The 19,711-nt window shown below is 72.9% G+C and carries 21 protein-coding genes and 1 pseudogene; 10 read left to right on the forward strand and 12 right to left on the reverse strand.

Annotated features, from left to right (window positions below):
* Positions 1–155: 155 nt before the first annotated feature.
* Positions 156–1,040 (forward strand): GNAT family N-acetyltransferase, encoded by an 885-nt coding sequence (locus tag AB0H87_RS20205; protein ID WP_360147473.1) that lies wholly within the window; start codon positions 156–158, stop codon positions 1,038–1,040.
* Here AB0H87_RS20205 and AB0H87_RS20210 read toward each other — a convergent pair.
* Both AB0H87_RS20210 and AB0H87_RS20215 read right to left on the reverse strand, forming a co-directional pair.
* Complete coding sequence (locus AB0H87_RS20210) at positions 1,002–2,243, reverse strand: MFS transporter (RefSeq protein WP_360147476.1); 1,242 nt, start codon at positions 2,241–2,243, stop codon at positions 1,002–1,004. The genes AB0H87_RS20205 and AB0H87_RS20210 overlap by 39 nt on opposite strands.
* Positions 2,244–2,252: 9 nt before the next feature.
* The gene (locus AB0H87_RS20215; protein WP_360147525.1) at positions 2,253–3,473 is read right to left on the reverse strand and encodes an acyl-CoA dehydrogenase family protein; all 1,221 of its coding nucleotides are present in this window, start codon (positions 3,471–3,473) and stop codon (positions 2,253–2,255) included.
* Positions 3,474–3,566: 93 nt separating this feature from the next.
* On the opposite strand from AB0H87_RS20215, the gene AB0H87_RS20220 reads away from it, so the two are divergent.
* Positions 3,567–4,088 (forward strand): DUF4190 domain-containing protein, encoded by a 522-nt coding sequence (locus tag AB0H87_RS20220; protein WP_360147479.1) that lies wholly within the window; start codon positions 3,567–3,569, stop codon positions 4,086–4,088.
* 5 nt (positions 4,089–4,093) lie between these two features.
* Here AB0H87_RS20220 and AB0H87_RS20225 read toward each other — a convergent pair whose 3' ends face one another.
* The gene (locus AB0H87_RS20225; RefSeq protein ID WP_360147482.1) at positions 4,094–4,888 is read right to left on the reverse strand and encodes an SDR family NAD(P)-dependent oxidoreductase; all 795 of its coding nucleotides are present in this window, start codon (positions 4,886–4,888) and stop codon (positions 4,094–4,096) included.
* Positions 4,889–4,953: 65 nt separating this feature from the next.
* The gene (locus tag AB0H87_RS20230) at positions 4,954–5,895 is read right to left on the reverse strand and encodes a CoA ester lyase (protein ID WP_360147485.1); all 942 of its coding nucleotides are present in this window, start codon (positions 5,893–5,895) and stop codon (positions 4,954–4,956) included.
* Positions 5,896–6,013: 118 nt separating this feature from the next.
* Here AB0H87_RS20230 and AB0H87_RS20235 point away from each other — a divergent pair, with 118 nt between their 5' ends.
* Positions 6,014–6,829 carry an SDR family NAD(P)-dependent oxidoreductase gene (locus AB0H87_RS20235; RefSeq protein ID WP_360147488.1) on the forward strand — a complete coding sequence of 272 codons (816 nt, stop codon included), beginning with the start codon at positions 6,014–6,016 and terminating at the stop codon, positions 6,827–6,829.
* Positions 6,830–6,831: 2 nt separating this feature from the next.
* On the opposite strand, the gene AB0H87_RS20240 is transcribed toward AB0H87_RS20235, so the two are convergent.
* Positions 6,832–7,773: a DMT family transporter gene (locus AB0H87_RS20240; protein ID WP_360147491.1), complete on the reverse strand. Its 942-nt coding sequence runs from the start codon at positions 7,771–7,773 to the stop codon at positions 6,832–6,834.
* Positions 7,774–7,914: 141 nt separating this feature from the next.
* On the opposite strand from AB0H87_RS20240, the gene AB0H87_RS20245 reads away from it, so the two are divergent.
* Together AB0H87_RS20245 and AB0H87_RS20250 are read left to right on the forward strand one after the other, a co-directional pair.
* Positions 7,915–8,634 carry an HAD family hydrolase gene (locus tag AB0H87_RS20245; protein ID WP_360147494.1) on the forward strand — a complete coding sequence of 240 codons (720 nt, stop codon included), beginning with the start codon at positions 7,915–7,917 and terminating at the stop codon, positions 8,632–8,634.
* The gene (locus AB0H87_RS20250) at positions 8,631–9,125 is read left to right on the forward strand and encodes a hypothetical protein (RefSeq protein WP_360147497.1); all 495 of its coding nucleotides are present in this window, start codon (positions 8,631–8,633) and stop codon (positions 9,123–9,125) included. Before AB0H87_RS20245 ends, AB0H87_RS20250 begins: the two co-directional genes overlap by 4 nt.
* Here AB0H87_RS20250 and AB0H87_RS20255 read toward each other — a convergent pair.
* Genes AB0H87_RS20255 through AB0H87_RS20265 form a run of 3 tightly spaced genes read right to left on the reverse strand, consistent with a single transcriptional unit; the run spans position 9,122 to position 11,669 of the window.
* Entirely contained in the window at positions 9,122–10,417 is a 1,296-nt protein-coding gene (locus tag AB0H87_RS20255; RefSeq protein WP_360147500.1) for a hypothetical protein, read from the reverse strand. The genes AB0H87_RS20250 and AB0H87_RS20255 overlap by 4 nt on opposite strands.
* Positions 10,414–10,746 carry a PadR family transcriptional regulator gene (locus AB0H87_RS20260; RefSeq protein WP_360147528.1) on the reverse strand — a complete coding sequence of 111 codons (333 nt, stop codon included), beginning with the start codon at positions 10,744–10,746 and terminating at the stop codon, positions 10,414–10,416. The genes AB0H87_RS20255 and AB0H87_RS20260 overlap by 4 nt, the downstream gene beginning before the upstream one ends.
* A gap of 47 nt (positions 10,747–10,793) precedes the next feature.
* Entirely contained in the window at positions 10,794–11,669 is an 876-nt protein-coding gene (locus tag AB0H87_RS20265; RefSeq protein WP_360147503.1) for a PhzF family phenazine biosynthesis protein, read from the reverse strand.
* 31 nt (positions 11,670–11,700) lie between these two features.
* Between AB0H87_RS20265 and AB0H87_RS20270 the strand changes: the two genes are divergently transcribed.
* The 3 genes from AB0H87_RS20270 to AB0H87_RS20280 are packed head-to-tail and all read left to right on the forward strand — an operon-like array spanning position 11,701 to position 14,716.
* The gene (locus AB0H87_RS20270; protein WP_360147506.1) at positions 11,701–13,014 is read left to right on the forward strand and encodes a CBS domain-containing protein; all 1,314 of its coding nucleotides are present in this window, start codon (positions 11,701–11,703) and stop codon (positions 13,012–13,014) included.
* Entirely contained in the window at positions 13,007–13,549 is a 543-nt protein-coding gene (locus AB0H87_RS20275) for a DUF1003 domain-containing protein (RefSeq protein WP_360147509.1), read from the forward strand. The genes AB0H87_RS20270 and AB0H87_RS20275 overlap by 8 nt, the downstream gene beginning before the upstream one ends.
* A gap of 21 nt (positions 13,550–13,570) precedes the next feature.
* Complete coding sequence (locus AB0H87_RS20280; protein ID WP_360147512.1) at positions 13,571–14,716, forward strand: Mrp/NBP35 family ATP-binding protein; 1,146 nt, start codon at positions 13,571–13,573, stop codon at positions 14,714–14,716.
* A gap of 4 nt (positions 14,717–14,720) precedes the next feature.
* Here the strand turns inward: AB0H87_RS20280 and AB0H87_RS20285 are convergent, their stop codons facing one another.
* Both AB0H87_RS20285 and AB0H87_RS20290 read right to left on the reverse strand, forming a co-directional pair.
* Positions 14,721–15,131 (reverse strand): preprotein translocase subunit TatB, encoded by a 411-nt coding sequence (locus AB0H87_RS20285; protein ID WP_360147515.1) that lies wholly within the window; start codon positions 15,129–15,131, stop codon positions 14,721–14,723.
* A 94-nt stretch (positions 15,132–15,225) separates the two neighbouring features.
* The gene (locus tag AB0H87_RS20290; protein ID WP_360147531.1) at positions 15,226–16,485 is read right to left on the reverse strand and encodes a trypsin-like peptidase domain-containing protein; all 1,260 of its coding nucleotides are present in this window, start codon (positions 16,483–16,485) and stop codon (positions 15,226–15,228) included.
* A 354-nt stretch (positions 16,486–16,839) separates the two neighbouring features.
* Between AB0H87_RS20290 and AB0H87_RS20295 the strand changes: the two genes are divergently transcribed.
* On the forward strand, positions 16,840–17,481 hold the full coding sequence (locus tag AB0H87_RS20295) for an O-methyltransferase (protein ID WP_360147518.1): 642 nt from the start codon (positions 16,840–16,842) through the stop codon (positions 17,479–17,481).
* Here the strand turns inward: AB0H87_RS20295 and AB0H87_RS20300 are convergent.
* Positions 17,478–18,896, reverse strand: a complete 1,419-nt coding sequence (locus AB0H87_RS20300) for a leucyl aminopeptidase (protein ID WP_360147521.1) — start codon at positions 18,894–18,896, stop codon at positions 17,478–17,480. The two genes, AB0H87_RS20295 and AB0H87_RS20300, sit on opposite strands and share 4 nt — an antisense overlap.
* Before the next feature lie 107 nt (positions 18,897–19,003).
* On the reverse strand, positions 19,004–19,171 hold the full coding sequence (locus AB0H87_RS20305) for a DUF3117 domain-containing protein (protein ID WP_089253522.1): 168 nt from the start codon (positions 19,169–19,171) through the stop codon (positions 19,004–19,006).
* A gap of 218 nt (positions 19,172–19,389) precedes the next feature.
* On the opposite strand from AB0H87_RS20305, the pseudogene AB0H87_RS20310 reads away from it, so the two are divergent.
* Positions 19,390–19,674 (forward strand): annotated as a pseudogene (locus AB0H87_RS20310) (PaaX family transcriptional regulator); the annotation flags it as partial.
* Between the last annotated feature and the right edge of the window lie 37 nt (positions 19,675–19,711).

A 19,711-nucleotide genomic window follows, 5' to 3' on the forward strand; every position in this document is an offset into this window, starting at 1 on the left:
GACACGCTCGACCTGGTCAACCTGCGGGTCGGCGGCGTCGAGGAGGCCCGCGACGAGCCGATCGCGGCGCAGGTGGGCGTGCTCGCCTGCGATGCGTATATGGCGGCAGAGCAAACTCGGTCGCGAGGGAGGGCAGGGCGGGTTAACGTCCGCACATGCTGACGGTGCGGCGGGCCAGCGGTGACGATGACTTCGCGCTCGTGCGGCAGGTGCGGATGGCGGTCGTGCCCTACGAGCGGGCGCCCTCGATCGCCGAGATGCGCGCGTCGCTGACCCGCGACTCGCTCGTGCTCGTGGTCGAGCGCGACGGCAAGCTGATCGGCAGCGGCACGGCCAACCGGTCCAGCATCGCCGGCGCCGCCACCGTCACACCGCGGGTGCTGCCCGAGTTCCGCCGGCAGGGCATCGGCAGCCGGGTGCTCGCGCACCTCTGGGCGCACGCGGCGACGTTGGGCGTCGGGCAGGTGCTCGCGCATGCCGACGACGAAGGGTCCCGGGCGTTCGCCGAGCGGCACGCCTTCACCGAGGTCGACCGCCAGGTCGAGCAGGTCCGCGCGATCGGCGCCGAGCAGGCACCGCCGCCCCGGGCCGACGTCGAGGTGGTCACCGTCGCGCAGCGGCCCGAGTTGTGGGACGTCGCCTACGACGGGCTCGCCCAGCAGGCCTTCGCCGACATGGCGCTGATCGCTCCGATGCACGCGAGCCTCGACGAGTGGCGGACGAACTGGATCGGCGACCCCGCCGCGATGTTCCTGGCCCTGGCCGAGGGCGAGCCGGTCGGGCTCGCCGGCCTGATCGCCGACGACGACAACCCGCACCGCGCCGAGAACGCGCTGACCGTGGTCCGCCGCGACTGGCGCGGCCGGGGCGTCGCCGCCTACCTCAAGCGGATCGCACTCGCGCACGCCGCCGCGACCGGGCTCACCGAGGTCTACACCTGGACCCAGCAGGGCAACGCCGACATGCGCCGGCTCAACACGCACCTGGGCTACGCGACCCGGCTACAGAGCTTCACCATGCGCCGGGCGGTCGAGTTCTAGCGCCGCGAAATCCCGGGCCCGCAGCGGGGAGAACGCCGCGACCAGGGCGATCACGCCGAGGCCGAGCGCGAGCACCAGGGTCACCGCCGGCACGCCGAACCGGGACGCGGCGAACGTGACCAGCGGCGCGCCGAGCGGGCCCGGCAGGTAGTGGATGGTCCAGAACGCCGAGGTGACCCGGCCGAGCAGGTGGTCCGGGGTGATCTCCTGGCGCAGCGACATCGAGCACGTGCCCGCCACGCCCTGGCAGAACATCACCACCGCGAGGAGCCCGGCCAGCACCGGCACCACCGGCGCGCTGCCGGCGCCGGCCAGGGCGACCGCGGTCAACGCGTACGCCCCGATCCAGCACGCGCCGAAGCCCAGCCGGCGGCGCAGCACGGCGACCACCGACCCGGCCACGATCGTCCCCGCCGCGCCGATCGCGAACACCGCGCCGACCGCGCCGCCGCCCTGGCCGAGGTCTTCCCGCAGGCGGTAGATGAGCAGGTCGTCCATGGCGTACGTCAGGAAGATGACCCCGCACAGGAGCAGCGTGAGCGTGCGCAGCACCGGTTGCCGCCAGAGGAACCGCACGCCGGTGACGAAGCCGCGGATCGGCGACTCGTGCGCCGGGCTGCCGACCCGGGGCCGGAGCTTCACGAACGACATCGCGACGGCCGACAGACCGAAGGTCACCGCGTCGATCCCGATCACCCAGGCCGGGTCGAGCACCGTGAACAGCGCGCCGGCGATTGCCGGGCCGGTCACGCCGGCCGCCGCGAACGACGCCGAGAGCAGGCCGTTCGCCTGGGTGATCTGCGCGCGGTCGACCAGCGCCGGCACCGCGGTGATGTAGCCGACCTGGTAGAGCATGCCGGCCGCGGCGCCGAGCGGCATCGCCACGTAGAGCACCCAGACGTGCGGTGCGGCCAGCCAGACCAGCGGGACCAGGGCATAGAGCGCGGCCCGGGCCACGTCACAGGCGATCATCACGGTACGGCGGTCGAGCCGGTCGACGACCGAACCGGACAGCACGCCGGAAACCAGCCAGGCCACGCCGATCGTGGCCGTGACCAGGCCCATCTGGAACACCGAGCCGGTGTGCTGCAGCACGAGCACCGGCACCGCGAGGGTGGTCAGCGAGTCACCGGCGACCGAGACGGTCTGCAGGACCCAGAACAGCAGGAAGTTGCGGTCCTTGCGAAGCGCGGTGGCCGCCACGCGTTCACCCTAGAGGCGATACTCCTTGAGCAGGCCCCGCGAGATGATCGTTTTTTGGATCTCCGACGTGCCCTCGCCGATGAGCAGGAACGGCGCCTCGCGCATCAGCCGCTCGATCTCGTACTCGGCGGAGTAGCCGTAGCCGCCGTGGATCCGGAACGACTCCTGCACCACCTCGGCGCAGTACTCGGAGGCCAGCAGCTTGGCCATGCCGGCCTCGACGTCGTTGCGGGCGCCCGCGTCCTTGAGCCGGGCGGCGTTGACCATCATCTGGTGCGCGGCCTCGATCTTGGTGGCCATCTCGGCGAGCTTGAACGCGATCGCCTGGTGACCGGCGAGCGGCTCGCCGAACGTGTGCCGCTGCTGCGCGTACGCGATGGCCAGTTCGAACGCCCGGATCGAGATGCCGCACGCGCGGGCGGCGACGTTGACCCGGCCGACCTCGATGCCGTCCATCATCTGGTAGAAGCCGCGGCCGACCTGCTCGGGACCGCCGAGGACGGCGGAGTCCGGGACGGCGACGCCGTCGAGCACCATCTCCGTCGTCTCGACGCCCTTGTAGCCCATCTTGGCGATCTTGCCGGGGATGGTCAGGCCCGGCGCGGTCTCGCCGAAACCGGGCTCCTTCTCCAGCAGGAAGCAGGTCATGTTTCCTACTCTGCTCCCGGTCGGCGAAGCCGAGCGGCTGTCGGCGCCGTCGTCGGTGCGGACCAGCGTGGCCACCACCGACGAGTAGGCGCCGTTGGTCAGCCACATCTTCTGGCCGTCGAGGACGTAGCCGTCGCCGTCGCGGCGGGCGGTCGAGCGGATCGCCGCCACGTCCGAGCCGCAGCCCGGCTCCGACATCGAGAACGCGCCGCGCATCTCGCCGGTCGCCAGCTTCGGCAGCAGCGCCGCCCGCTGCTCCGGCGAGCCGTGGTGCGCGATCAGGTAGGCGACGATGAAGTGCGTGTTGACGATCCCGGAGATCGACATCCAGCCGCGGGACAGCTCTTCGACCACGAGGGCGTACGTCAGCAGCGACTCACCGAGGCCGCCGTGCTCCTCGTCGATCGTCAGTCCGAAAAGCCCCATCTCCCGCATGCCGTCGACGATGTCGGCCGGGTACTCGTCGGCACGCTCCAGCCGCTGAGCGTGCGGAACGATCTCTTTGTCGACGAACTCCCGGACGGTCTCCAGGATCGACGTCTGCACGTCGGTGAGGCCAGGTGTCTGGGCCAGGCGCGCCATGTCTGCCATCTTCCCTCGTCGCGACGGGGCTCGGGACAGGAATGGTTCCCTCGCGTTGAGTATCGTGCCGGGGACGACTCGGGAAAGGCGACGATGAGCTACCCACCCCCAGGCAACCAGCCCGACCCCTACCAGCCCGGGCAGCCGTACGAACCGCGGCAGCCCACGCCGCCGGCCTACCAGCCGCCGATCTCGGGGCAGCCGGACCCGGCCGCGGCACCGCCGAACCCCTACGCGCCGGCGGACCCGTCCTCGGGCCAGCCCTACGGCCAGCCGGACCCGTACGCCCAGTACGCGCAGTACGGGCAGCAGGGCGGCTACCCCGGATACCAGCCGCAGCCCTACGGCTACACGGCGCCGCGCGGCACGAACACCATGGCGATCCTGGCGCTGATCCTCGGCATCCTGGTGCCGCCGGCGGGCATCGTGCTCGGGCACATGGCCAAGCGGCAGCTCGCGACCTCCGGCGAGGAGGGCGGCGGCCTGGCCACCGCCGGCCTGGTGCTCGGCTACGTGCTGACCGCCATGTACGTGCTGTTCTGCTGCGGCGCGATCGGCCTCGGCTGGCTCGGCGCGACCCTCGACAGCACGAGCACGGGCAACAGCGGCTACTAGGCGCCTTAGCTGTAGTGCGCCTCGCGCACGCTGTTGCCGCCGTCGACGACCAGCATCTGCCCGGTGATGTAGGAAGCGGCCGGCGAGCACAGGAACGCGATCGCGGCGGCCACCTCGTCGGGCGTGCCCGGCCGCCCGATCGGTGTGCCGAGGCCCTGCTTGAGCTCGGTGACCGTGGACGCGGCGGTGTAGATGGTGCCCGGCGCGACCGCGTTGACGGTCACCCCGTCGGCCACCATCTCCATGGCCAGCGCGCGGGTCAGGCCGATCACGCCGGCCTTGGCGGCGGCGTAGGCGGCCTCGGTGGGCAGCGCGTTGACCGGGCCCGCGGTCGCCGACAGGTTGACGATGCGGCCCCAGCCCCGCTCGGCCATGCCGCCGATGAACGCCCGGCTGCACAGGAACGCCGTGCTCAGGTTGCGGTCGATCTCGGAGCGCCACTCGTCGAAGGTGAGCTGCGCGACCGGCCGGAGGATCTCGGGGTTGGCCCGGCTCGTCAGGCCGGCGTTGTTGACCAGCACCTCGACGTCGCCGAGCTGCTCGGCCACGGCGTCGGCCAGCGCGCCGACCTCGGCCTCGTCGGTCAGGTCGGCGACGAAACCCGTGGCGCCCAGCTCGGTGGCCCGGTCGTGGATGCGCCGGGTGGTCGACACGATCGCCACCTTGGCGCCGAGCTGCAGCAGCCGGCGCGCGGTCGCGTAGCCGATGCCGTCGGGGCTGCCGGCCCCCGTGACCAGCGCGACCCGCCCGTCGAGGCGGATGGTGGTCAACCCGTCGTCAGGCTGCGTGTCGATTCCCATGCGTGAGATCCTGCCCCGTGTCCGCAACCCCGGGCAACGAGACCCCCTCGCGCGAGTGCCGCCGGTTACTCCTGCGGCGTGCGGGTCAGCCCGGCGGCCCGGCCCTTGGCCGCGATGACCAGCGCCATCTTGCGGGACGCCTCGTCGATCATCTCGTCGCCGAGCATCACCGCGCCCAGCTTGCCGCCGGCCTCCGACGTGGCGTGGGCGTACGCGTCGAGGATCTGCTCCGCGCGGTCGTAGTCCTCCTGCGCCGGCGCGTAGATCTCGTTGGCCGCGTCGATCTGCCCCGGGTGCAGCACCCACTTGCCGTCGAAGCCGAGCGCGGCCGACCGCTTGGCGACCTCACGGAACGCCTCGACGTCGCGGATCTGCAGGAACGGCCCGTCGATGGCCTGCTTGTCGTGCATCCGCGCGGCCATCAGCAGGCGCATCAGGATGTAGTGGTACGGGTCCCCCGGGTAGTCGGGGATCAGCCCGCCGACCACCAGCGAGCGCATGTTGATCGACGCCATGAAGTCCGCGGGGCCGAAGATGATCGTCTCGACCCGCGGCGACGCCGTCGCGATCGCGTCCACGTTGACCAGGCCGGCCGCGTTCTCGATCTGCGCCTCGATGCCGATCCCGCCGACCGGCAGGCCGATGGCCTTCTCGATCTGGGTGAGCGTCAGGTCGAGCCACTCGATGTGCGCCGCGGACTGCACCTTGGGCAGCATGACGCAGTCCAGGTTGGTGCCGGCGCCCTCGACCACCTCGACGACGTCACGGTACGTCCACTCGGTGGTCAGGTCGTTCACGCGTACCACGCGGGTCTTGTCACCCCAGTCGCCCTCGTTGAGCGCCGCGACCACGTTCTTGCGCGCCTCCGGTTTGGCCAGCGGCGCGACCGCGTCCTCGAGATCGAGAAAAACCTGGTCCGCGGGCAACCCCCGGGCCTTGTCGAGCATCTTCAGGCTGGAACCGGGTACGGCCAGACAGGACCGGCGTGGGCGTCCCGCAGCGGCCATCGACGGCTCCTCACGATCGTTAGAGTTAGCGCAGCACCGGCCACATGCAGCACTGGACAAACGCAGCACTGACGAAAACCAACGGTAACCTCGCGCGACGACCGAGGAGAACCAAGCAGTGGAAGAAGTCACCGGGCGAGTCGCAGTGATCACCGGGGCCAGCTCCGGGATCGGGTTGTCCGCCGCCGTCGCCCTGGCCCGCCGGGGTGACCAGGTCGTCCTCGTCGGCCGCGACCCGGCCCGGCTGGCCGCGGCCGCCGCCGAGGTGCGCGACGCCGCCGGCACGCTGCCGGCCTCGTTCCGCGCCGACTTCGCCGCGCTCGACGACGTGCGTGGGCTCGCTGAGCAGTTGCGCGCGGCGTACGACCGGATCGACGTGCTGGCCAACAACGCAGGCGCGATCGTGCTGCACCCGGCGACCACCGTGGACGGCTACGAGCTGACCATCCAGGCCAACCACCTGGCCAGCTTCCTGCTCACCGTGCTGCTGCACGACCGGATCGGCCGGATGGTGGTGACCGCGTCCAGCACGCACCGCTGGGGCAACCTGGACCCGCGCGACCTGAACCGGTCGCTGGACGGCTACATCCCGTTGCGGGCGTACGGCACGAGCAAGCAGGCCAACATCCTGTTCGCGGCCGAGGCGGCGCGGCAGTGGCCGGGAATGCTGGCGTTCTCGTACCACCCGGGCGCGGTGCGGACCCGCTTCTACAACGAGAACCGGCTGATCTCCTGGGGCATGAAGCACACGCCGCTGCTGCGCGGTCCCGAGAAGGGCGCGGAGACGCTGGTCTGGCTGGCCACGGCCGACCCGGCGCTGCTGGTCAACGGCGCGTACTACTACGACATGAAGCCTCGCCGGCTCCGCACCAAGGCCGCCGACCCGGCGCTCGCGGCCGCCCTCTGGAAGGCCAGCGAACAGGCGATCAGCTAGCCCTACGGCAGGGTGCCCGCGGTCTCCACCTCGCGCGCCTGTGCCCGCTCGCGTTCGCGGCGGCTCGCCTGTGCGCCGCCGAGCACCACGATCACGACGCCGACCAGGAGCAGGGCCAGGCCCGGCAGCGAGGCGGTCGGCGGCACCTGGCCGAGCCAGAGCCAGGCGATCAGCGCGGCTCCCGGCACCTCGAGCAGGATCAGCACGCTGATCGTGGTCGCCGAGACCCGGCGCAGCGCGTAGTTGAACATCGTGTGCCCGAGTAACTGGGCGCCCACCACGAGGCCGAGGATCGCGAGCCACGTCGTGCCTGGGTAGCCGGCCAGCGACTGGCCCGAGGCCAGGCAGATGACCAGCAACAGCACCGCGCAGACCGAATAGCAGATCGTCGTGTACGTGGTCGTGCTCAGCGTGACCCGGGCCCGCTCACCGAGCGCCGTGTACGCGGCCGCCATCACCGCGCCGACCACCGCGAGCAGGTCGCCCACCACCGCGCGGGTCGAGACGCCGAAGTCCGCGCCCGTGGCGAGCACCGCGCCGAGCACCGCGACGCCGATGCCGGCCCAGGTCACCGTGCGCAGCTTGCGGCCCTGGGCGACCGAGATCAGGCCCTGCCAGACCGGCTGGGTGGCGACCAGCGCCGTGGACGCGGCGACGGTGGTGAACCGGATGCTCGGCATCCAGGCCGCGAAGTGCGCCGCGAGGGCGACGCCGGCCGCCACGCAGAACAGGCCCTCGCGGCGGGCCAGGCGGGCGTACTCACCGCGCCGCGCGATCAGCGAGATCGGGCCGAGCACACCCACGGCCAGGGCGTTGCGCCAGAAGGCGATGGCCAGCGCCGGGGCGGCGGTGGCGAACGCGATCAGCGGGCCCGACGTGGAGACGGCGAGGACGGCGACGACCAGCGCCAGGGTGGCGGCCGGGTCGATGGCGGGGCGGTGCACAGTGAACCATCCTCACAAATCACAACGTGCGTTTATCCGACTACAGTCAGTCGATCAGCCGATAGGGCACCGCGCCGTGCGTCGATAGGCTGCCCCGGTCTTGCCAGCTACTGCCCCCAGGTCATGCCATGGAGGCTGATGGTGCCCGCATTACGCGCGGTCGTGTTCGACTTCTTCGGCACTCTCACCCGGCCGGTCCACCGAGGTCCGGAGCACCTCGAGACGGCCCAGATCCTGGGATGCGATCCCAGGGTGATGATCGCCCTGCTGGACGCGTCCTACTACCGCCGGGCCAGCGGCGACCTCGGCTCCGCGGAGGACAACCTGCGCTGGATCGCCGCCCGGGCCGGTGCCGACCCCTCCGACGAGGCGGTGCGGGCCGCCCTGGAGTGCCGGCTGCGCGCCGTCCGGCACGACACGGAGCTGCGGGACGAGGCGGTGCCGGTGCTGTGGGCGCTGCGGCTGCGCGGGCTGCGTACCGCGGTGGTCAGTGACTGCACCCACGAGCTGCCCGCCCTCCTGCCCAGCCTGCCGATCGCGCCGCTGCTCGACACCGCCGTGTTCTCCGTCGAGGAGCGGGTCTGCAAGCCGGACCCGAGCATCTACCTCGCCGCCTGCCAGCGGTTGGGCGTCGCCCCCGAGGAGTGCCTCTACGTGGGCGACGGCGGCAGCCACGAGCTGACCGGCGCGGCCGGGGTCGGCATGACCCCGGTGCGGCTGGCCGCGCCGGACCTCGCGGACCATCTGGTCTTCGCGGCCGACGAGGGCTGGTCCGGGCGCGCGGTGGACGGGCTCGTCGGCGTGCTGGACGAGGTCGACCATGGCCAGCACGCCCCCGTGCCGGGCAGGATGGGAGGGTGACCGACCCGGTGGTGGAAGAGGCGATCAAGAAGGCGGCCGTGGCCTGGGTGTCCGTCGACGGCGGCGAGCCCCGCGGGCTCTGGTGCGTCCCGGTCGACGGCGCGCTCTACGTGATCAGCGGCATCGGCGAGCAGCGGCTGCCCGGGCTCGCCGGCGCGACCACCGCCGAGGTGACGCTGCGCGGCGACCACGGCGGCCGGATCGTCACCTGGACCGCCGACGTGCGCCGGGTGCAGCCCGGTGACGACGAGTGGAACGCGGTCGCGCCGCAGGTCGGCGGCAAGCGGCTCAACGCGTCGGGCACGACCGACCAGCTGCTCGAGCGGTGGGCGATGGACTGCACGCTGAGCTGCCTGAGCCCGGCCGCCGACGGCCCGGTCGTCACCCGGCCCGACTTGCCCGACGACAGCCTCGCCGAGCCGCCCCGCGAGACACCGGCGGCCCGGCCGACCCGCAAGCCGTTCCGCCTCCACAAGGTGCGGCGGCGTTAGTCGAGCCACCAGCGCGCCACGTCGCCGCCGTACGGCGTGAGCAGCAGGGCCGGCAGCGTCGCGGCGGAGATGGCGGCGACCAGCAGGACCCGCCACGCGGCCGGGCTGACCCGGCCGCGCCCGACGCCGAGCAGCGGCACCGAGACCAGCAGGAGCAGCGGCGACAGGAGGACGCCGGAGTAGTAGAGCAGCGCGACGGGCACGTAGACCGCGAACGGCAGGACCAGCTTCGGGTCGTGGAAGCCGCTGACCATCTCGGCCCGGTTCGCCCCGGTGGCCCACATGCGCACCGCGAAGGTGACGAAGACGGTCGCGATCGCGACGCCGAACGCGAGGTGGACCGCGGCGAGGATGCGCGTGCCCGCCCGGACCGCGTCGACCGGCGGGGTGGCGGTCCGGCGCTCGACCGGCAGCAGCGCCGCGAGGACCAGCGTCACCGCACCGAAGAGGAGGCCGAGCCGCTCGGGCAGGGCGGCGGAGAAGGCCATCGTGAGGGTGCTGCCGCGGGCGTTGAGGGCGACGCCGATCGCCGACGCCGTGATGAACAGCAGGGCGGGCACGCCGGTCAGCGCGATGGCGAGCCGGCTCGTCGCCGCCCGTGACCGGAACCGGCGCAGCGTCCACGCCGTCAGGAGCCAACCGGTCAGCCCACCCAGCACCACGGCGGCGGCCGCGGTCGGGAGCAGCGGCCCCGGCAGTGGGTAGCGGATGTCGACGAACGGGCTGATGCCGAACTCCGTCGGGCCGGTGCCCACGGTGACGACCATGGTCTCGCCGCCGCGCTCGACCGTGAACCCGGTGGCGCTCACGGCCACCCCCGTCCAGCCCTCGGCCAGCGCCCGTTCGCGCAGGGCGGCGATCAGCTCGGGTAGCGGCCGCGACCCCGGTGCGTAGGTGACCTCCACCTCGGTCGGCCCGCCGGACGACGTCCAGTTCCGTTCGGCCCGCCCTGCGGCCATGACGTCGGGCGGCATGAGCGACATCGCCGCCGGCAGCGCCACGTCGCCGGGATCAGGTTCGCCGGCGACCCGCAGCGCCCCGCCGAACGCGACCCAGGCGAGCGCGGCCGCGCCGAGCACGGCCAGCGCGGTGTAGCGGCGCCCGTGCGGCGGCCCGAAGCGTTGCCGCAGCCCGCCCCGGACGAGGTCCCACGCCTCTGCGACCGCCGGGCGCGTCCGGTCGGGCGGCGCACCCTCCAGCAGGGTCGTCACCAACTCCTCGCCCCGCGCCCGGCGGTAGCCGCGGGGATAGGCGAGCAGCAGTCGTCGGTAACGGCGCTCGAGCGGGTTCACCGCCCGGCGCCGAACGCGAGCCGGGTGGTCCGGCGCAGCCGGGCCCCCGCCATCGCGGCGTTGGCCCGCAGCCGGTCGACCTCGGCCGACAGCGCGGTGGTGCCGTCGTCGGTCAGCCGGTAGTAGCGCCGCAGCCGGCCGTCGACGGCTTCCTCGCGGTCGACGACGAGTAGGCCCTCCTCGGTGAGTCGGTCGAGCGCCGCGTAGAGCGTGCCCGCCCGCAGCGTGATCCGGCCGCCGGACAGGTCGGTCACCGCGCGGATCACGCCGTAGCCGTGCAGTGGCTGCTCGGCCAGCGCGGTCAGGATGAAGAATGTCGGTTCCTGCATCGCCATGGCCCGATGCTACCGACCGTCGGTATATACCGCCAGTCGTATTATCCGACGAACGGCGGCACCGCCATCTCGCCGCGGGCGATCGGCACCACGTTGCCGGTCACCCGAGCGTTGGTCACGGCACCGCCCGCGGTGGAGACCACGCACTCCAGCACCGACGGCCGGTGCAGCTCGACACCCTGGTGCACGACGTAGCCGCTTTCCCCGTCGGCCGGCAACAGCCCGCCCGCGACCAGCCAGACGCCGAGCCCGAGGGCGGCCGAGCCGGTGGCCGGGTCCTCGGGCACCGACAGGCCCGGGGCGAAGACCCGCGCGTGTGCGGTGAAGGACTGGGGGTCCCAGGCGAACACGTCGATGCTGTCGGCCACCACGCCGCGCGCGGCGGCGCTGTCGACCCGGGCCCTGGCCACCGCGTCGGCGCGCACCGGCAGGTACGGGAACTCCAGGCCGCAGCCGGCGACCCGGGGCGGGGCCGCCGAGTCGAGATCCTCGGCCGTCAGGCTCACCGCGGCCAGCAGCGGGCCCGGGTCGAGCGGCTCGCCGACGGTGGCGGTGCCGCCGGTCAGCGTCGCACTCGAACCGGACACCACCACCGGAAGCAGACCGGCGCCGCACTCCTGGACGACCTCGCCGGCCGCGAACACGCCCCGGGCGCTCGCGGTCACCGCCGCGCCGACGCTCGGGTGGCCGGCGAACGGTAGCTCGCTGTTGGGCGTGAAGATCCGCGCCCGGTAGGTGGCCTGCGCACCAGGGGACGGCGGCAGCACGAAGACCGTCTCCGACAGGTTGAACTCGCGGGCCAGCGCCTGCATCTGCGTCGCCGCCAGCTCCTCGCCGCCGAACACCACGGCGAGCGGGTTGCCGGTGAACGGCCGGTCGGTGAAGACGTCGACGATCTCGTACGCGACGGTAGACATGGGCCACAGCCTAGGGAATTAGGCTGGTCTCGTGACGACGGCGCGGGTCTACATCGCGAGGCTCGCCGGCCTGGCGGTCTACGACCCCAACGGTGACCAGGTCGGCCGGGTCCGCGACGCCGTCGCCCGGCTGCGCACCACCAACCGTCCGCCCCAGGTGGTCGGCCTCGTCGCGGAGATGACCGTGCGGCGCCGGATCTTCCTGCCGATGGGCCGGTTCACCTCGATCGACCCGGACGCGGTCGTGCTCAGCACCGGCACGCTCAACCTGCGCCGCTTCGAGAAGCGCCCCAACGAGCTGCTGGTCCTCGAGGACCTGCTGGACCGCCGGGTGACGATCCTGCCCGAGGAGACCCCGGGCGTGGTGGTCGATCTCGCCATGGAGACCAACCGCACCGGCGAGTGGTCGCTGGCCAAGGTCGCGGTGCGCCAGCCCAGCCGCCGGCTCACGCGCCGCGGCCAGCTCGTCGAGCTGGAGTGGGACCGGGTCCGCGGGCTGATCGGGCTCACCGACACCCAGGGCACGGCCGGCCTGCTCGCGGTGCTCGAGCAGATGCGCCCGGCCGACCTGGCCAACGCGCTGCAGGAGATGTCCGACACCCGGCGCAACGAGGTCGCCGCCGCGCTCGACGACGAGCGCCTCGCCGACGTGCTCAGCGAGCTGCCCGAGCACGACCAGATCGAGATCCTCGCCGTGCTCGACCAGGAGCGGGCCGCCGACATCCTCGAGGAGATGGACGCCGACGACGCGGCCGACCTGCTCGGCGAGCTGCCCGGCCCGGAGCGGCAGGCGCTGCTCGACCTGATGGAGCCCGACGAGGCGGAGCCGGTCCGGCAGCTGCTCAAGTACGCGGCGGGCACGGCCGGCAGCGTGATGACCTCCGAGCCGGTGATCCTCACGCCGGACGCCACCGTCGCCGACGCGCTGGCCCGGATCCGCGAGGCCCAACTGCCGCCCGCGGTGGCGGCGCAGGTGTTCGTCGCCCGCGCGCCGATGGCCACGCCGACCGGCAAATACCTGGGCATGGTGCACTTCCAGAAGTTGCTCCGCGAGCCGCCGTCGGAGATCCTCGGCGGCGTGGTGGACGCCGGCATCAACCCGCTGCGGCCCGACACGCCGCTGATCGAGATCACCCGCCGGATGGCCATGTACGACCTGGTCGCGATGCCGGTCGTCGACGAGAGCAACCGGCTGGTCGGCGCCGTCACCGTCGACGACGTGCTCGACCATTCGCTGCCGCCGGACTGGCGCGACCGCGACGTGCCCGACGACGTGCCGGCCTCGCCGGTGGCCGTGCCGCACCGCACGGCACCGAACGGCCGCAACGGCGGCGCGGATGGCTGAGCCGCGCCGCGCGCCGCGGCTCGACCAGCCGCGGGAGCCGCACCGGCTGAAGCTGCCCAGGTTCGACCCGGAGTCGTTCGGCCGCTGGTCGGAGGCGATCGCCCGGGCCCTGGGCACCGCCAAGTTCCTGGTCTACATGACGATCGTGATCCTGCTCTGGGTCGGCTGGAACACCCTGGCACCGAGCGGGTGGCGCTTCGACCCGTACACCTTCACGTTCCTGACCCTGATCCTGTCGCTGCAGGCGTCCTACGCCGCGCCGCTGATCCTGCTCGCGCAGAACCGCCAGGCCGACCGTGACCGGCTCGCACTGGAGGAGGACCGGCGGCGGGCCGCCGCGCAGAAGGCCGACACCGAATACCTGACGCGGGAGATCGCGTCGCTGCGGCTGGCGATCGGCGAGGTCGCGACCCGGGACTTCGTGCGCTCGGAGCTGAGCCGGCTGCTCGAGGAACTCGACGAGCGGCCGCGCAAGAAGCGCAAGGCCAAGCAACCCGAGGGTGAGCCGGACGACCACGCGGACAGCGACGCCTGAGCTTCGACATACAGTTGCATCATGTCCGCACCTGCCACGTCCCGCGAGGACGCCGTCCAGGCCGCACTCGCCACCGTCGACGACCCGGAGATCCGCCGCCCGATCACGGATCTCGGCATGGTCAAGTCATTCACGATCGACGAAGACGGGCGGGTACGGGTCGAGCTGTTGCTCACCGTCGCCGGCTGTCCCTTGCGTGACAAGCTCAACACCGACATCACGAATGCGGTCAGCGCCGTGCCGGGCGTCAGCGGCGTGGAGATCAACTTCGGGGTGATGAGCACCGAGCAGCGCCAGGACCTGCAGACCCGCCTCCGCGGCGGTGGTGGCGCCGAGCCGGTCATCCCGTTCGCCCAGCCGGGCTCGCGCACGCGGGTCTACGCGATCGCCAGCGGCAAGGGTGGCGTCGGCAAGTCCAGCGTCACGGTCAACCTGGCCGCCGCGCTGGCCGCCCGCGGCCTCGCCGTCGGCGTGGTCGACGCCGACATCTACGGCCACTCGGTGCCCCGGATGCTGGGCGCCGCCGGGCGACCCACCCGGGTGGAAGACATGATCATGCCGCCGGCCGCGCACGGCGTGAAGGTGATCTCGATCGGCATGTTCACCGCGCAGAACGCGGCGGTCGTCTGGCGCGGCCCGATGCTGCACCGGGCGCTGCAGCAGTTCCTCGCGGACGTCTACTGGGGCGACCTCGACGTGCTCCTGCTCGACCTGCCGCCGGGCACCGGCGACGTGGCCATCTCCCTGGCCCAGCTGCTGCCGAGCGCGGAGATCCTCGTGGTCACCACCCCGCAGGTCGCGGCGGCCGAGGTGGCCGAGCGGGCCGGTGCCATCTCGCTGCAGACCCACCAGCGCCTGATCGGCGTCGTGGAGAACATGTCCTGGCTGGAGCTGCCCACGGGCGAGCGGATGGAGATCTTCGGATCGGGCGGTGGCGCGATCGTGGCGGAGAAGCTCAGCCGTACGCTCGGCGCCGAGGTGCCGCTGCTCGGGCAGATCCCGCTGGACACCCGGGTCCGCGAGGCCGGCGACGCCGGGCTGCCGATCGTGCTCGCCGAGCCGTCCGCGCCCGCCGCCCAGGCGATCTCCGCGGTGGCCGACCGGCTGGCGGTGCGCCGCGAGTCGCTGATCGGCAAGTCGCTCGGCCTGCGTCCCGCGGGCCGCTGACGCCCTACGTGTAGTCGTCGAACGAACGCCGGGGAGCCGGCGCCGGGGTCGCCGCGGCCTCGGTGGCCGGCTTCTTGAGGTCGACCGCCTGCGCGACGTCCTTGAGGTCGTTGTGCACGCCGGTCAGGTCCGTCTTGGCGTCGTCGAACATCTTCTGCAGCGGCTTGCGCAGGGACTCCTGCTCTTCCTCGCTGATCAGGTGCTTGCGGATGAACGCCTTCGGGTGCAGGTCCTCGAGCTGGATGTCGGTGCCGAGCTCGCGGCTCAGGTCACCGGTCGCGTTGCTGGCCATGCGGCGCAGGTTGCGGACCATGCGCAGCCCGTCACTGATCACGTTGGGCAGCTTGTCGCCGAAGATCAGCAGGGCCACCAGCAGAAGGAGACCGATCTCCCACCAGTTCAGATTCTCGAACACCGGGCCTCCCTCGTGCAGTCCCCGGCGCAACACTACGCGCGGCCGGTAAGGGAAGGGAACGGCCTGCTGGTGAACGCGAGCTGAGAGGCGTCCGCTACTGCGCGTCCGCGGCCAGGGTCACCGAGGCGGTCTGGGTCTCCGTGCCGCGGCGGAACTCCACCGTGACCACCGAGCCCGGCGCGTACTTGCGGACCATCGCGATCAGGTCCGTCGCCTCCTCCAGCGGGTGGCGGTCGATCCGGGTCACCACGTCGCCGGCGCGCAGGCCGGCCGCCTGGGCCGGGCCGCCCGCCTCGACGGTGTCGAGCCGCACACCGGAGCCGGTGGTGCGGCCCTCGGTCACCTTCGCGCCGATCACCGTGCGGCGGGCCTTGCCGGTCCCGATGATGTCCTGCGCGACCCGCTTGGCCTGGTTGATCGGGATCGCGAAGGCCAGGCCGATGTTGCCCGCGGACTGCTCGTCGGCCGAGACCGACTTGATCACGGCGTTGACGCCGACCACGCGGCCGCCCATGTCGACCAGCGGGCCGCCCGAGTTGCCCTGGTTGACCGCCGCGTCCGTCTGGATCGCCGCGTAGTAGCGGACCGGACCGCCCGGCTCGCCGGCCTGGATGGTGCGGTCGAGCGCGCTCACGATGCCCGACGTGACGGTGTTGGCCAGCGCGAGCGGCGAACCGATCGCGAGCACGGGGTCGCCGACCGCGATCTGGTCGGAGTCGCCGAACTCGACCGGCGTGAGGCCGGACCGGGCCAGCTTGATCACGGCGATGTCGGACTCCGGGTCCTGGCCGACCAGCTTGCCCGAGGCCGTGCTGCCGTCGCTGAACACGGCGGTGAAGGTCTGGGTGCCGCCGCCCTCGACCACGTGGTCGTTGGTGATCACGTAGCCGTCGGCCGACACGACGAAGCCGGAGCCGAGGCTGGAGCCGCTGCTCGAGGCCACCCGGACGGTCACCACGCTCGGCAGCAGGCGCGCGGCGACGCCGGCCACCGAGTCCGGCGGGCGGTTGGCGGCGGCCGGCGGGCTCGCGCCGTTGCCGCCGAGCGCGGCGCCGCCACCGCCGATGCCGTTGCGGGCGGCGAACGCGTAGCCGAGCGAACCGCCGAGCAGGCCCGCGAGCAGCGCGGACACGACGGCGACGAGCAGGACCGAGCGGTTGCCGGGCGGGCGCGGTGCGTCGGGGTCGACCACGGGCTCGGGCTCGGCGGCGCCGGTCGGACCGGGCGGGAGCACGACGGCGGCCGCGGCGTGCGGGTCGCGCCACGGGTCGCCGAGGGCGTCGGACCACCACGGGCTGGCCCCGTTGACAGGTGCGGCCGGGCCGTAGCCGGTCGGCCTGGGGCCGGCGGGCATGGGTCCGGCGGGCATGGGGCTGGTCGGCATCGGGCTGGTCGGCGGCGCGGAGCTGGGCGGCACGGGGCGCACGTAGCTGGGCGGCATGGGGCCCGGCGGCACGGGGTTGGCCGGCATCGCGCCGGGGACCTGCTGGCCCGAGGGCCGGCCGTCGCCGGGCTGTTGCCAGTTCCAACCGTCGGTCACGTCGCCTCCCGGTCGTCGCCCACTACCCCGACTCAAGGATTACATGGATACCTGAAGACCATTCGGCAGTTGCCCAACGCCTTCACCGCACCGCCGTCCATCCAACACCGACGGTGCGCTCTACGCTCATACCCGGTCCCCCCGCTCCCCCTCGCACGGAGGTTCACCATGGGCGCCGCCGGCCCGGCCACAGCGCAGGCGCTGCAGTTCGCCGACGCGTACCCGCCGGAGGACCTGGTGCTGCAGACGGCGCGTCGACTCGCCGACGAGGTCGGTCTGCCGTGCGTGACACCGGGTGCCGGAGCCGCCCTGCGCCTGCTCGCCGCCGCCGGCAACGCCCGGTCGCTGGTCGAGATCGGCACCGGCACCGGGGTGAGCGGCGTCTGGCTGCTCCGCGGCATGCGCCCCGACGGGGTGCTCACCACGATCGACGTGGAGAACGAACACCAGCGGGTGGCCCGGCGGATCTTCCAGGAGGCCGGGTTCGCGCCGTCGCGTACGCGGATCATCACCGGGCGTGCGCTCGACGTGCTGCCGCGGCTGACCGACCACGGATACGACCTGGTCTTCGTCGACGCGGACCCGACCGAGTACGCGGCCTGTGTCGCCGCCGCCGGGCGCCTGCTGCGCACCGGCGGCGTGCTGGCGGTCAACAACGCCCTGGCCGGCGGCCGGATCGGCGACCCGGCCGCCCGGGACGCGGAGACGGTGCTGATCCGCGAGGTCGTCAAGGACCTGCGCGACTCGGACGACTGGGTCCCGGCGCTGCTGCCCACCGGTGCCGGCCTGCTCACCGCGGTCCGCCGCTAGAGGGCCGCCAGCCAACGGAGCAGCGTGCGTACGCCCCAGCCGGTGGCGCCCTTGGTCAGCTCGGCGCTGTCCGAGTCGGCCCAGGACGGTGCCGACATGTCGATGTGCGCCCAGCGGTCGCGCAGCGGCCCGGTGAACTCGGCCAGGTAGAGCGCGGCCATCACCGAGCCCGCGCCGCCCTCGGAGGCGATGCTGCTCAGGTCGGCCAGCTCGCTGGAGAGGAAGTCGCGGTAGTCGGCGGTCAGCGGCATCCGCCAGACCTGCTCGCCGGCGTCCACCGCGGCGCCTTCGAGCGCCTTCGCCAGCCCGTCGTTGTCGCTGTAGAGCGCGGCCGTGCGCTTGCCGAGCGCGACCGCGTTGGCGCCGGTCAGCGTGGCCAGGTCGACGATCACGTCCGGCGCCAGCGTGTCGACCGCGTAGGCGAGCGCGTCCGCCAGCACGAGCCGGCCCTCGGCGTCGCTGTTGTTGCTCTCGCTGGTGCGGCCGCCGTAGTGCCGGATGACGTCGCCCGGGCGGAAGGCCGAGCCGCTGACCAGGTTCTCGGCCAGCGGCGCGAGCGCGGTCACCCGGACGGGCAGGCGCAGCGCGGCGGCGCCGATGGTCGCGGCGACGATGGCCGCCGCGCCACCCATGTCCTTGCGCATGAGCTTCATCGCGTCGCGCGGCTTGATCGAGATGCCGCCCGTGTCGAACGTGATGCCCTTGCCGACCAGCACGACGTGCTGCGTGGCGTGCTCCGGAGCCCAGGCGAGCTCGACGAGGCGCGGGCCGCGCGCGGAGCCACCGCCGACGGCCAGGATGCCGCCGAAGCCCTCGGCCTCCAGCTGGTCAGGGTCACGGACGGAGACGGTCACACCGTCGTACGCCGCGGCGGCCGCCGTGACGCGCTCGGCGAACCACTCCGGCGTCTTCTGGTCGGACGGCATGTTGGTGAGGTCCCGGGCCAGCGTGGTGGCCTCGGCGGTGACCCTGGCGGCGGCCAGGGCGGCCTCGTCCGGCGCGCCGGCCAGCAGCACCTCGGTCAGCTCGGGCGCGCCGCCGGGCTTCGGCTCGGCGAGCCGGAAGCGGTAGGAGCCGAGCAGGACGCCCTCGGCGAACGCGCGGATGTCAGGGTCGGCCTCGGCTGCGAGGGTCACGGTGACGGTCGCGGTCCGGGCGGTGGACCGGGCCAGACCCGCGCCGGCGGATCGCCAGCCGTGCGGGCGACCGTCGCCGATGCCGACGAGCAGCACCTTGGCCGGCTGTTGGGTGGGCCGGGGCAGCACCTCGACCACGCCGGCCTTGCCGCTGTGGTCAGCGGCCATCGCCACGACGTCGGCGGGCAGCCCGCCGGTCGGAGGCGCGCCGGCCCGCACGGGCACGACGAGGGTCTGCGCATCGACCTCGGCCGGGTCGATGAAACGGAACGTGGGCACGCCGGCCTCCCGGGGTTGTGCTGGGCCGTCCGATCTGCGGGCAGCCGTCGAGACATAGAGGCCCGCCGGCAGCCCTGGGCGGGCGTGCCGGCGGGCACGGTCGGACGTCAGCCGGCGGCGGTCTTCAGTGCGTCACCGAGCGCGTTGGCCTCGTCAGGGGTCATCTCAACGACGAGCCGCCCTCCGCCTTCCAGCGGAACCCGCATCACGATGCCCCGGCCCTCCTTGGTGACCTCCAGCGGACCATCGCCCGTCCGCGGCTTCATCGCCGCCATGTTGTCTCCCCTCAGACTCGCCAGGGTGGTGGGTCTTCCCACAGCCACTTCGTTTCGGCGGTGCCACGCTACGGCCCGTGGCACCGTGTTACCCGAGGGCGCCTCGCGGGGCGCCGACCAATGATTTTCCCTGATAACCACCGCTGGGCCCAAACCGAGCCGGTATTGATGTGACAGCATCTAGCTTATCTTGAAAGTGGCTGTCACAATGTGCGGTCATGCAGGCACGGTCGGCACTCTTCGACCTCTATGGCGACTACCTGCACCCTCGTGGCGGCAGGGCCCCCGTCGCCGCCCTCGTGCGCCTGCTCGCACCCCTCGGCATCGCACCGCCCGCGGTGCGGACGGCGGTGTCCCGCATGGTGCGACAAGGCTGGCTGCACCCCCTGCGGCTGGCCGCGGGACCCGGCTATCTGATCACGTCGAAGGCGGCCCGCCGGCTCGACGAGGCCGCCGCGCGGATCTACCGGACCAACCGGCCGGGCTGGGACGGCCGGTTCGACGACTGATGGGGGAACGAATGACCTGCGAGGACATCAC

The sequence above is a fragment of the Asanoa sp. NPDC050611 genome, assembly GCF_040654855.1.
Lineage (GTDB): Bacteria > Actinomycetota > Actinomycetes > Mycobacteriales > Micromonosporaceae > Asanoa.